Consider the following 11383-nt stretch of genomic DNA (forward strand, 5'->3'; position numbering starts at 1 on the left):
GCCGCCAAGGCCGAGGCCCTGGGCCTGCCGGTGCTGGCGCGGATCAAGGGCTACGCCAATGCCGGCGTCGACCCGGCGATCATGGGCATCGGCCCGGTGAGCGCCACCCGCCGCTGCCTGGCGAAGGCCGGCTGGAGCCTGGACGAACTGGACCTGATCGAGGCCAACGAAGCCTTCGCCGCCCAGTCCCTGTCGGTGGGCAAGGAGCTGGGCTGGGACATGGCCAAGGTCAACGTCAACGGCGGCGCCATCGCCCTCGGCCACCCCATCGGCGCCTCCGGCTGCCGCGTGCTGGTGACCCTGTTGCACGAAATGATCAAGCGCGACGCGAAGAAGGGCCTGGCGACCCTGTGCATCGGCGGTGGCATGGGCGTGGCCCTGGCCATCGAGCGCTGATCGACCGGACCCGCTCCCGTAGGGTGGACAGCGCTTTTCTGTCCACCGAGCGGACTTGAATCGAAAAAACCGGGCTCCCGGATTGGCGGAAATCGCTTCGCGATTTTCACCCTACGAGGAACACCGAAAAGGGTGGACAACGTATCCACCCACGCAAGGTCATCACGCACGCGCCCAAGGCCGAAAGGCTGTGGGACTCGGACTTCGCCACGCCCGGTCACGGGCGTGGCGTCGTCGTTTCAGACAGAAAGAGGGCACAAGACCCTCGGTTTCGTTTCAAGACCACTGTCCCGGTACCCGGCTGCGGCTGGGTGATTACCGATAAGAAGAAAACTCCCGAGGTAACCCGATGACCACAGTACTTCTCGAAAGCCGATCGGCACTTCACGAAAGTCGATCCGCCCGCTTTGCCATGCGTTGCTCCAACTGGGCGGAACGCTGGTTCCCCGACTCCTGGGTCTTCGCCGTCGTCGCCGTGCTGCTGGTGACGATCGCCGCCCTGGCCATGGGCGCACCGGCCAGCCAGGCCGCCAAAGCCTTTGGCGACGGATTCTGGAGCCTGATCCCCTTCACCATGCAGATGGCCTTCGTGGTCATCGGTGGCTATGTGGTCGCCAGCTCCGGCCCGGCCTCGCGCCTGATCGACCTGCTGGCCCGCGTGCCGAAGAATGGCCGTTCGGCAGTCTGCTGGGTCGCGTTCATCTCCATGCTCGCGTCGCTGCTGAACTGGGGCCTCTCCCTGGTGTTCGGCGGCCTGCTGGTGCGCGCCCTGGCCCGTCGTGAAGAATTGAAGATGGACTACCGCGCCGCCGGCGCCGCCGCCTACCTGGGCCTCGGCGCCGTCTGGGCGCTGGGCCTGTCGTCGTCGGCCGCCCAACTGCAGGCCAACCCGGCGAGCCTGCCGCCGTCCATCCTCGCCATCACCGGCGTGATCCCCTTCACCGAAACCATCTTCCTCTGGCAATCCGGCGTGATGCTGCTGGCGCTGATGGTGGTGTCGCTGGTGATCGCCTACATGACCGCGCCCAGCGCCGCCAGCGCCCGTGACGCCAAGGCCTGTGGCGTCGATCCGAGCTTCAGCGCACCGCCGCAGGTCAAACCAACCCGCCCGGGCGAATGGCTGGAGCACAGCCCGCTGCTGATCATCCTGCTGGTGGCCCTGGCCGGCGGCTGGCTGGCCCAGGAGTTCGCCAGCAAGCCGGCGATCACCGCCATCTCCGGCCTCAACACCTACAACCTGCTGTTCATAATGGCCGGCGCGCTGCTGCACTGGCGTCCGCGCAGCTTCCTCGACGCCGTGGCCCGCGCCGTGCCCACCACCACCGGCGTGCTGATCCAGTTCCCGCTCTACGGCTCCATCGCCGCCATCATGACCACGGTGAAGGGCGTGGATGGCCAGACCCTGGCGCACCACATCTCCACCTTCTTCGTGCAGATCGCCAACCACGATACCTATGCGCTGCTGATGGGCGTGTACTCCGCCGTGCTGGGCTTCTTCATCCCCTCCGGCGGCGGCAAGTGGATCATCGAGGCGCCCTATGTGATGCAGGTGGCCAACGAGCTGAACTACCACCTGGGCTGGTCGGTGCAGATCTACAACGCCGCCGAGGCGCTGCCGAACCTGATCAACCCCTTCTACATGCTGCCGCTGCTGGGTGTGCTGGGCCTGAAGGCGCGCGACCTGATCGGCTTCTCCTTCGTCCAGCTGCTGGTGCACATCCCGCTGGTGATGGTGCTGCTGTGGGGGCTGGGTACGACCCTGGCGTACATTCCGCCGGTGATGCCTTGAGGTAGGGAGGGGCTTCCCTGATCCGAGCGCGGCGCGCATTGCCCCCTCCCTTCAGGGAGAGGGGCAATGCGGCTGATGGGTTTTGCAAGCTCGCGGAACGCCGCCCGACCCATCCTGCGGGCTTGACATGGCACCGTGCCGAGCGAAGGCTGTCCAGCTCCAGGACTCGTCGCCTACGTTTACACAGCGCCACCTGTGCTTAACAAAACATAACGTCCCGCTGATTGTGCACGCTTTCCAAAGCTGGCTAGGATTAGGTCGCTGCCTGCCCTGGGCAGCGTCCACCTATAACAATAAGGGGAAAGGTGTATGAGTGAGCCCGTCATGCGGCGCACCCCGTCCGGCCTCTGCGTGGAATGCCACCACAAGCCGACGTTCCGCTTCCACTCGCCGCTGGCCAAAGCGCTCTCGCTGTTCAGTGTGCTCTCCGTCCTGGCTGTCGCTGCTGCGCCGATTCCCGCGTCCGCGCTGGCCGCAGACGCGCCCGTCCTCTCCATCAATTCGCCCAAGGCCGTGAGCAGCCTGTTGCTCGATGTCGCCCATGCCGGCAAGCGCCTGGTGGCCGTTGGTGACCGTGGCCATATCCTCTATTCCGACGACAACGGCAAGTCCTGGAGCCAGGCCAAGGTGCCGAGCCGCCAGATGCTCACCGCTGTCTACTTCGTCGATGACAAGAAGGGCTGGGCCGTCGGCCACGATGCCCAGATCCTCGCCAGCGAAGACGGCGGCGCCACCTGGACCCTGCAGTTCGAAGACCTGCAACGCGAGGCGCCGCTGCTGGACATCTGGTTCAAGGACGCTGCCACCGGCTTCGCCGTGGGTGCCTACGGCGCGCTGCTGACCACCCGCGACGGTGGCAAGAACTGGGAAGACGTCAGCGACCGCCTGGATAACGAAGACCAGTACCACCTCAATGCCATCACCGCGGTGAAGGATTCCGGCCTGTTCGTGGTGGGGGAGGCGGGCAGCATGTTCCGCTCCGCCGACTGGGGCGAGACCTGGGAGCGTGTCGAAGGCCCCTACGAGGGTTCGCTGTTCGGCGTGCTCGGTAGCGCCGAGCCTGGCGTGGTGATCGCATACGGCCTGCGTGGCCACCTGTTCCGCTCCGCCGATTTCGGCGGCAGCTGGGAAACCGTGCCTCTTAAGACCACCAATGGCGAACTGGAATTCGGCCTGTCCGGCGGGGCGCTGCTGCCCGACGGCAGCCTGGTGGTGGTCGGTCATGGCGGCAGCGTGCTGAAGAGCACCGACAACGGCCGCAGCTTCGCAGTGGTGAACCGCAGCGACCGCATGTCGCTGGCCAGTGTCATCGCCGATGAGAAAGGCAACCTGATCCTGGTGGGACAGGGCGGTGTACGCGTTGCGTCGCCGACCGGCGCCGAGCTGGGCCAACTATAAGAAAGGCGGAGAGTTTCGATGAGTACCCATCACCAGGACAAGGCGACCTTCCTGGAGCGCCTGATCTTCAACAACCGGCCGGCCGTGATCCTCATCTGCCTGCTGGTCAGCATCTTCCTCTTCTGGCAGGCGTTGCAGGTGCGGCCGTCCACCAGCTTCGAGAAGATGATCCCGCTGCATCATCCGTACATCCAGAAGATGCTCGAGCACCGCAATGACCTGGCCAACCTCGGCAACACCGTGCGTATCTCGGTGGAAGCGGTCAACGGCGACATCTTCAGCAAGGAATACATGGAGACCCTGCGGCAGATCCACGACGAGGTCTTCTATATCTCCGGCGTCGATCGTTCCGGCCTCAAGTCCCTGTGGAGCCCGAGCGTGCGCTGGACCGAAGTGACCGAGGAAGGCTTCGCCGGTGGCGAGGTGATCCCGCAGACCTACGACGGTTCCGCGGCCAGCCTGGAAGAGCTGCGCAACAACGTGCTCAAGTCCGGCCAGATCGGCCGCCTGGTGGCCAACAACTTCAAGTCCAGCATCGTCGACGTGCCGCTGCTGGAGTCCTATCCGGACCCGAACGACCAGAGCAAGCTGCTGAAGCTCGACTACCGCCAGTTCTCCCACGAGCTGGAAGAGAAGATCCGCGACAAGTACCAGAGCCAGAACCCCAACGTGAAGGTCCACGTAGTGGGCTTCGCGAAGAAGGTGGGCGACCTGATCGACGGCCTGATCATGGTCGTGCTGTTCTTCGGCATCGCCTTCCTCATCACCCTGGTGCTGCTCTACTGGTTCACCTGGTGCATCCGCAGCACCATCGCCGTACTGGTCACCACCTTGGTGGCGGTGGTCTGGCAGCTGGGCCTGATGCATAGCGTAGGCTTCGGTCTCGACCCCTACTCGATGCTGGTGCCCTTCCTGATCTTCGCCATCGGTATTTCCCACGGCGTGCAGAAGATCAACGGTATCGCCCTGCAGTCCAGTGACGCCGACAACGCCCTGACGGCGGCCCGGAGAACCTTCCGCCAGCTGTTCCTGCCGGGCATGATCGCCATCCTCGCCGACGCCGTGGGCTTCATCACCCTGCTGATCATCGACATCGGCGTGATCCGCGAACTGGCCATCGGCGCCTCCATCGGCGTGGCGGTGATCGTCTTCACCAACCTGATCCTGCTGCCGGTCGCCATTTCCTATGTCGGCATCAGCAAGAAGGCCATCGAGCGCAGCAAGCGCGACGCCCAGCGCGACCATCCGTTCTGGCGCCTGCTGTCCAACTTCGCCCACCCGGTGGTGGCACCGATCTCCGTGGTCATCGCCCTGATCGCCTTCGGTGGCGGCCTCTGGTACAGCCAGAACCTGAAGATCGGCGACCTCGACCAGGGTGCCCCGGAGCTGCGTCCGGACTCGCGCTACAACCAGGACAACAATTTCATCATCAACAACTACTCCACCAGCTCCGACGTTCTGGTGGTCATGGTCAAGACCGGCCCCGAAGGCTGCTCCACCCATGAGGCCCTGGCGCCGGTGGATGAGCTGATGTGGAAGATGGAGAACACCCGTGGCGTGCAATCGGCCATCTCCATGGTCACCGTCTCCAAGCAGGTGATCAAAGGGATGAACGAGGGCAACCTGAAGTGGGAAACCCTGTCCCGCAACCAGGACGTGCTGAACAACTCCATCAGCCGCGCCGAAGGCCTGTACAACTCCGACTGCTCGCTGGCGCCGGTGCTGGTGTTCCTCAACGACCACAAGGCCGAGACCCTGTCCCGCGCCGTGGCCGCGGTGGAAGAGTTCGCCAGGGAGCACGACAAGGATGGCCTGCAGTTCCTGCTGGCCGCGGGCAACGCCGGTATCGAGGCGGCCACCAACGAGGTGATCGCCCAGGCCGAGCTGACCATCCTGATCCTGGTGTACATCTGCGTCGCCGCGATGTGCCTGATCACCTTCCGCTCCATTGCCGCCACCCTGTGCATCGTGCTGCCGCTGATCCTCACCTCGGTGCTGGGCAACGCGCTGATGGCCTGGCTGGGTATCGGCGTGAAGGTGGCGACCCTGCCGGTGATCGCGCTCGGTGTGGGTATCGGTGTCGATTACGGCATCTACATCTACAGCCGTCTGGAGAGCTTCCTGCGTGCCGGCCTGTCGCTGCAGGAGGCCTACTACCAGACCCTGAAGTCCACCGGCAAGGCGGTGCTTTTCACCGGTCTCTGCCTGGCCATCGGTGTCGCCACCTGGATCTTCTCGGCCATCAAGTTCCAGGCCGACATGGGCCTGATGCTGACCTTCATGCTGCTCTGGAACATGTTCGGCGCCCTGTGGTTGCTGCCGGCGCTGGCGCGCTTCCTGATCAAGCCCGAGAAGCTGGCGGGCAAGGTCGGTGGTTCGCTGCTGGCTCACTGAGACTGACCAGCTGAACAAGAACCGCGGCTCCGGCCGCGGTTTTTTATGGGCGGAGGAAATCCGGAGCGCTGGTGGGAGGACAGGCCCGCGCAGGTGGCGAGGCCTCGCGGCGCGTTCAGAAATGAATGGTGGCCTCGCCCTTGTGCCAATTGCAGGGGCAGAGCTCGTCGGTCTGCAGGGCGTCGAGCAGGCGCAGGGTCTCCTGGGGATTGCGCCCCACGGAGAGGTCGTTCACCGAGACATGGCGGATGTGATTGTCCGGATCGATGATGAAGGTCGCGCGCAGGGCCACGCCCTCCTGGCGATGGAGGATGCCCAGTGCGCCAGCCAGCTCGTGCTTGATGTCGGCCAGCCAGGGGAAGCTCGACCCCTTGAGATCCTGGTGGTCGCGGCGCCAGGCGAGGTGCGCGAATTCACTGTCGGTGGAGGCGCCGATGAGTTGGGTGTCGCGGTCGTTGAACTGCTCGAGCAGGTCGCCATAGGCCTTGATCTCGGTAGGGCACACGAAGGTGAAGTCCTTGGGCCAGAAGAACAGCACCTTCCACTTGCCGGGGTAGCTATCCTGGCTGATCCGCTTGAAGGCATTCTCCGGGTTTGGGGCGTGTTCCGAGTCCTGGTCCACTGCCAATAGATCGAACGCGGGCAGCTTGTCTCCGACGGTGAGCATGACGGGCTTCCTCCGGGGGGCAAGGGTGGAGGCAGGGGGTTGGGCAAGTATGGAAGTCTCTCGGGCTCTTTGAAATACGGCCCGGCCACGTCGTCCATGGCGGCTGCTTCATGGCTATAGGTCGTCGGGTTATAGGGCAAATTCCAAATCGCAACATATGCATAGAACAATCAGGACCTAGTGGCCGGGCGCGGCCGGGCTAGACTGTCTGTTCCAGGGATGGTGGTGCCCCCGGGTGGAATGAGGGGAAACATCTCGCCGTCGCAATTCGTCCAACCCAGTACCGCCGCCAAACGGGGCGACACTGGCAGCTTCGCATCGCGGGCTGCACCAGTCTGGGGCGTGACGACTGCGTGTGTGCTGCAAGTTGTTGAAATCCAAATGGTTGTTGCGATGGCACGGGGCTTGCGATTGCGTAATTGCCCGTGGCGACAAGGAGTTAGGCATGTCCCGCACTTTCTATGACGAGATGTATGACGCGAGTGGCGAATGCCGTCCGCATTACCGGGAATTCGCGCGCTGGCTGGCGGACACGCCCGAGGAACTGTTGGCCCAGCGGCGCCGTGAGGCAGACCTGCTGTTCCACCGCGCCGGTATCACCTTCACCCTGTATGGCGACGAGCAGGGCACCGAACGCCTGATTCCCTTCGACACCATTCCCCGCGCGATTCCCATGAGCGAATGGCGGGTGGTGGAGAAGGGCTGCATCCAGCGCGTCAAGGCGCTGAACCAGTTCCTCGCCGACCTCTACCACGACCAGCGGATCATCAAGGCCGGGATCATTCCCGCCGAACAGGTACTGGCCAACGAGGGCTACCAGATCGCCATGCAGGGCCTGGACCTGCACCGTGACATCTACGCCCATATCGCCGGCGTGGACCTGGTGCGCGATGGCGATGGCACCTACTACGTCCTGGAGGACAACCTGCGCACCCCGAGCGGCGTCAGCTACATGCTGGAAGACCGCAAGATGATGATGCGGCTGTTCTCGGAACTCTTTGCCGCCCAGCGCATCGCCCCCATCGACCACTACCCGAACCTGCTGCTCGATACCCTGAAAAGTTCGAGCCCCCTGGACAACCCCAGCGTGGTGGTGCTGACGCCGGGCCGCTTCAACAGCGCCTACTTCGAGCACGCCTTCCTCGCCCGCGAGATGGGGGTGGAACTGGTGGAAGGGGCCGATCTCTTCGTGCGTGACGATAGGGTGTTCATGCGCACGACCTCCGGTCCCCAGCCGGTGGACGTGATCTACCGCCGGCTGGACGACGCCTTCCTCGATCCGCTGGCCTTCAATCCCGAATCCATGCTGGGCGTGCCCGGCCTGCTGGCCGCCTACCGCTCCGGCAACGTGGTGCTGGCCAACGCCATCGGCACCGGGGTGGCGGACGACAAGTCCATCTACCCCTATGTCGACGAAATGATCCGCTTCTACCTGGACGAGGAGCCCATCCTGAAGAACGTGCCCACCTGGCAGTGCCGCAAACCCGAAGAGCTGTCCCACGTGCTGGCCCACCTGCCAGAACTGGTGGTCAAGGAAACCCAGGGCTCCGGCGGCTACGGCATGCTGGTGGGGCCGGCGGCCAGCGCCAAGGAGATCGAGACTTTCCGCGAGCGCCTCAAGGCCCGCCCCGAGGCCTACATCGCCCAGCCCACACTGTGTCTGTCCACCTGCCCGACCTTCGTCGAGCAGGGCATCGCCCCGCGTCATATCGACCTGCGGCCCTTCGTCCTTTCCGGCCGGGAAACCCGCCTGGTGCCCGGCGGCCTGACCCGCGTGGCGCTGCGCGAGGGCTCGCTGGTGGTGAACTCGTCCCAGGGCGGCGGCACCAAGGACACCTGGATAGTGGAGGACTGACCATGCTTTCCAGAACAGCCTCCGAACTCTATTGGATGTCCCGCTACCTGGAGCGCGCGGAGAACCTGGCGCGCATGCTGGAGGTCAGCTACTCCCTGTCGCTGATGCCCCAGGACGGCCGTGGCGACGGCCTGGACGAGCTGGCCATGTCCCTGCTCAGCACCGGCACCCTGGAGCTGTACCAGGAACGTCATGGCAAGCTGAACGCGGGGCGCATGCTGCACTTCTTCGCGCTCGACGCCGATAACCAGGCAAGCATCTACAGCTGCCTGCGCGCGGCACGGATCAATGCTCATGCCGTGCGCGGGCGGATCACCGCGGACATCTGGGAGAACATCAACGCCACCTGGCTGGAGATGCTGAACATTTCCAACGAGGGGCTCGGCCGCTACGGCATCAGCCGTTTCTGCGAGTGGGTCAAGGAGCGCTCCCACCTGTTCCGTGGAGCCACCTACGGCACCATCATGCGTGGCGAAGCCTATTGCTTCATTCGCCTGGGCACCTTCATCGAACGGGCGGACAACACCCTGCGCCTGCTGGACTCGCGCTACGAGATGTTCGGTGAAGAGTCGGAGGAGGTCAGCGACAGCTCCGCCCGCGGCTACTACCAGTGGAGCGCCTTGCTCCGTGCGCTGTCCTCCTTCGAGGCCTATAACGAGGTGTACCGGGGCTCTCCCGATGCCCGCCAGGTCTCCGAACTGCTCTTGCTGCGCCCGGACGTGCCGCGCTCGCTGCGGGCCTGCATGGAGGAGCTCAATCTCATCCTCTCCGGCCTGCCCGGCGACAACGGCCGCCCGGCCCAGCGCCTGGCCGCCGAGCTCGACGCACGGCTGCGCTACACCGCCATCGACGAGATTCTCGCCGATGGCCTGCACACCTGGCTCACCGATTTCATCCTGCTGGTTCGCCAACTTGCCCGGGCCATCCACAGTTCGTATCTGGAGGCTGTATGAAACTCTCCATTCGCCACGACACCACCTACCGCTATGACGACCAGGTCCGTGCCAGCATCCAGTACCTGCGCCTGACTCCCCAGGAAAGCGAACGCCAGCATGTGCTCAGCTGGGAGCTCACCCTGCCGCACCCGGTGCGGGCGCAGGTCGATCCCTTTGGCAACATCTTCCACGTGCTGACCCTGGATGACCCCCACGAGGCCATCGTCATCAGCGCCCGTGGCCAGGTGGAAATCGACGAGAAGCGCGAGGCCGAGCACGACAGGCAATCGGCCTTGCCCTTCCTGCGATTCACCCGACTGACCAGTGCCGACGACGCCCTGCGCGAGTTCGCGGCGCGCCAGTGTGGCAACCGCCGGGACCGCGGCGGCCTGATCGACCTGATGGAGGCGCTGCACGAGCAGATGCCCTTCAAGAAGGGTGTGACCCGGGTGGACAGTACCGCCGCCGAAGCCTTCGCCGGCCGCGCCGGGGTCTGCCAGGACCACGCCCACGCCTTCCTTGCTTGTGCCCGCAGCCTGGGAGTTCCCGCGCGCTTCGTGTCCGGCTACCTGTACCAGGGCAATGACCAGAACCTCGCCAGCCACGCCTGGGCCGAAGCCTGGTTGGGAGACGCCTGGTACAGTTTCGACGTGACCAACAATCTGTCCCTTCCTGCGCGCCACCTGAAGCTGGCGGTGGGGCTGGACTACCTGGACGCCTGCCCGGTGCGCGGCATGCGCCGGGGCGGTGGTGGCGAGCAGATGCACGCGAAGGTCGACGCGCCGCCGCTCTTGCTGGTCCAGGAGCAGTAAGCACCAGGTTCCCCGCAGCGCCGATCGCCTTTTACTGCCTTGCCCGGGTATGGGCACGACGGTCGGAGAAACGCTGCGGGGAATCCCCACAAGGAGAAAACGGCATGACCTATTGCGTTGCCATGCACCTGGCCGATGGCCTGGTGTTCGTATCCGACTCGCGGACCAATGCGGGCATCGACCATATCGCCACCTTTCGCAAGCTCTATACCTTCGGTGTAACCGGCGAGCGCCTGATCGTGCTGCAGAGCGCCGGCAACCTGGCCACCTCGCAGTCGGTGGTGAACCTGCTCAAGCAGCGCCTCGGCGGTTCGGTGCCGAATCTCCACAGCGTGCCCACCCTCTACGACGCCACCGCCCTGGTGGCCGAGACCATCCGCGAAGTCATCGCCCGCGACGGCGCTCCGCTGGCCGGCAATACCGACCTCACCTGTTCCTTCCTGGTGGGGGGGCAGATCGCCGGCAGTCCGCCGGATCTCTACAGCATCTATCCCCAGGGCAACTTCATCCAGGCCACCGAGGACACGCCCTTCCTGCAGCTGGGGGAGAGCAAGTACGGCAAGCCCATCCTCGACCGCAACCTGGAGTTCGACAGCAACCTGGAAGAGGCCCTGCGCTGCGCCCTGGTGTCCTTCGACTCCACCATCCGCAGTAACCTCTCCGTGGGCATGCCGCTGGACCTGCTGGTGTACCACCGCGACAGCCTGATCATTCCGCTGGGCTACCGGGTGACGGAGGAGGACAAGTACTTCGCCGACATCCGCAAGCAATGGGCGGCCGGGTTGCAGGACCTGATCTGCGAACTGCCGCCGCCGCCGGTGGAGTACAACGTCTGAGCCGGGGCGAAGGGGAGACCTTCGGTCTCCTTGGCGAATGAATTCGCCCCTACAGGGTTCATGCGAGAACTACGGAGTTCACCGTTGGTGCAGACAGCTCCCTCTCCCTTCAGGGAGAGGGTTGGGGTGAGGGCTGGTGGTCGTGGCAGGGCGTTCCGCGGGGAGGCCTGCGGTTTCCTCGGCGAATGAATCCGCCGCCACAGGGTTCATGCGAGAACTACGGAGTTCACCGTTGGCACAGCCAGCCCCCTCTCCCTTCAGGGAGAGGGTTGGGGTGAGGGCAGGTGGTCGTGGCAGGGCG

The 11383-nt window shown here is 64.7% G+C and carries 8 protein-coding genes and 1 pseudogene; 8 read left to right on the forward strand and 1 reads right to left on the reverse strand.

What is annotated here, in order from left to right; all coding sequences use genetic code 11:
- The 4 genes and pseudogenes from ACFPU0_RS08735 to ACFPU0_RS08750 all read left to right on the forward strand — a co-directional run.
- Positions 1-396 (forward strand): annotated as a pseudogene (locus ACFPU0_RS08735) (acetyl-CoA C-acetyltransferase); the annotation flags it as partial.
- Positions 397-745: 349 nt separating this feature from the next.
- On the forward strand, positions 746-2185 hold the full coding sequence (locus ACFPU0_RS08740) for a short-chain fatty acid transporter (RefSeq protein ID WP_377692502.1): 1440 nt from the start codon (positions 746-748) through the stop codon (positions 2183-2185).
- A 309-nt stretch (positions 2186-2494) separates the two neighbouring features.
- Positions 2495-3583, forward strand: a complete 1089-nt coding sequence (locus ACFPU0_RS08745; RefSeq protein WP_377692503.1) for a WD40/YVTN/BNR-like repeat-containing protein — start codon at positions 2495-2497, stop codon at positions 3581-3583.
- Between the two features lie 18 nt (positions 3584-3601).
- Positions 3602-5977: an efflux RND transporter permease subunit gene (locus ACFPU0_RS08750; protein WP_377692504.1), complete on the forward strand. Its 2376-nt coding sequence runs from the start codon at positions 3602-3604 to the stop codon at positions 5975-5977.
- A gap of 115 nt (positions 5978-6092) precedes the next feature.
- Here ACFPU0_RS08750 and ACFPU0_RS08755 read toward each other — a convergent pair whose 3' ends face one another.
- Complete coding sequence (locus ACFPU0_RS08755; RefSeq protein WP_377692505.1) at positions 6093-6644, reverse strand: peroxiredoxin; 552 nt, start codon at positions 6642-6644, stop codon at positions 6093-6095.
- Positions 6645-7089: 445 nt separating this feature from the next.
- On the opposite strand from ACFPU0_RS08755, the gene ACFPU0_RS08760 reads away from it, so the two are divergent.
- From ACFPU0_RS08760 to ACFPU0_RS08775, 4 genes are all read left to right on the forward strand, one after another.
- Complete coding sequence (locus tag ACFPU0_RS08760; protein ID WP_377692507.1) at positions 7090-8499, forward strand: circularly permuted type 2 ATP-grasp protein; 1410 nt, start codon at positions 7090-7092, stop codon at positions 8497-8499.
- A gap of 2 nt (positions 8500-8501) precedes the next feature.
- Positions 8502-9452: an alpha-E domain-containing protein gene (locus ACFPU0_RS08765; RefSeq protein ID WP_377692508.1), complete on the forward strand. Its 951-nt coding sequence runs from the start codon at positions 8502-8504 to the stop codon at positions 9450-9452.
- On the forward strand, positions 9449-10246 hold the full coding sequence (locus ACFPU0_RS08770) for a transglutaminase family protein (RefSeq protein ID WP_377692509.1): 798 nt from the start codon (positions 9449-9451) through the stop codon (positions 10244-10246). Before ACFPU0_RS08765 ends, ACFPU0_RS08770 begins: the two co-directional genes overlap by 4 nt.
- 104 nt (positions 10247-10350) lie before the next feature.
- Positions 10351-11082: a peptidase gene (locus ACFPU0_RS08775; protein ID WP_377692510.1), complete on the forward strand. Its 732-nt coding sequence runs from the start codon at positions 10351-10353 to the stop codon at positions 11080-11082.
- The last annotated feature ends 301 nt before the right edge of the window (positions 11083-11383 follow it).

The organism is Pseudomonas sp. GCM10022186 (genome assembly GCF_042656385.1).
GTDB lineage: Bacteria > Pseudomonadota > Gammaproteobacteria > Pseudomonadales > Pseudomonadaceae > Metapseudomonas.

Coding starts and splice junctions, on each gene's coding strand:
- ACFPU0_RS08745 (WP_377692503.1), top strand. CDS start 2,495: ATGAGTGAGCCCGTCATGCGGCGCACCCCGTCCGGCCTCTGCGTGGAA.
- ACFPU0_RS08750 (WP_377692504.1), top strand. CDS start 3,602: ATGAGTACCCATCACCAGGACAAGGCGACCTTCCTGGAGCGCCTGATC.
- ACFPU0_RS08755 (WP_377692505.1), bottom strand. CDS start 6,644: ATGCTCACCGTCGGAGACAAGCTGCCCGCGTTCGATCTATTGGCAGTG.
- ACFPU0_RS08775 (WP_377692510.1), top strand. CDS start 10,351: ATGACCTATTGCGTTGCCATGCACCTGGCCGATGGCCTGGTGTTCGTA.
- ACFPU0_RS08760 (WP_377692507.1), top strand. CDS start 7,090: ATGTCCCGCACTTTCTATGACGAGATGTATGACGCGAGTGGCGAATGC.
- ACFPU0_RS08740 (WP_377692502.1), top strand. CDS start 746: ATGACCACAGTACTTCTCGAAAGCCGATCGGCACTTCACGAAAGTCGA.
- ACFPU0_RS08765 (WP_377692508.1), top strand. CDS start 8,502: ATGCTTTCCAGAACAGCCTCCGAACTCTATTGGATGTCCCGCTACCTG.
- ACFPU0_RS08770 (WP_377692509.1), top strand. CDS start 9,449: ATGAAACTCTCCATTCGCCACGACACCACCTACCGCTATGACGACCAG.